Here is a 704-nt window from a genome sequence, read left to right as displayed (position 1 = left end):
TCCACATTGGTGCCTTCAAAGCGGAACTGCTGCTCAATGGCACTGGAAAACGGGAAGCTTTGTTTAAAGTCGGTATAGGTGGTCGTGCCATTGGCAAGGTCGATTTCGGTTATCCCGTTAAAGCCCCTAAAGCCACGACCTAGAATGTCATACACCGCGCCATCATATTGGTACTGGGTGGTATTGAAGCTGCTTGCGCCGCTCCCCACACCACTGCTTTGGCTAAATTGGGCGACCGCATACATGCTTGAGGCAAAGTGAATTTGGGTGCCACGACTTAAGCCATCCACCACATCGGTAAAGTTGGTTTGATAGAATGAAGCATGGGCGCTGTCGTATTCATCACTGGAAAGTGGCCTGTGTGTCCACTGACTTTGCAAGCCCACGCCATTGTTCACGCCTTTTAGCATGTCCACCGGCTGATAATCAGTTTCACTGATGGCATCGCCTGCACCAACCACACTGTTGGCCGCACCGTAGTTTTTATTGATGTACACATGATTAAGGGCTTTGCCTTCTAACATAGAGCCAGAAACGGGGTCGCTAAAACCACACGCACTGGTGTCACAGCCACCATACACAAAAATGACATCCTCAAGGCCCTTACCAAAGGCATCCACCACTATCGAGCCTGATGCTGAGCCAATGATGTCGGTGGTCTGCTCGGTAATGCTAATGCTGCCAGTGCTACTTTCCACAAAGTG

Annotated in this window: 1 protein-coding gene; it reads right to left on the bottom strand. The window is 50.3% G+C overall.

The window, feature by feature from the left end; all coding sequences use genetic code 11:
* Positions 1–704 (bottom strand): toxin TcdB middle/N-terminal domain-containing protein (locus tag HJG39_RS19345; protein ID WP_268412067.1); only part of this gene is annotated, 704 nt, incomplete at both ends.

It is taken from the genome of Alteromonas sp. a30 (assembly GCF_026788005.1).
In the GTDB taxonomy this organism is placed as follows: domain Bacteria; phylum Pseudomonadota; class Gammaproteobacteria; order Enterobacterales; family Alteromonadaceae; genus Paraneptunicella.
Note: the sequence above shows the minus strand (reverse complement) of the source record. Positions and strands in the feature narration are given on the sequence as shown.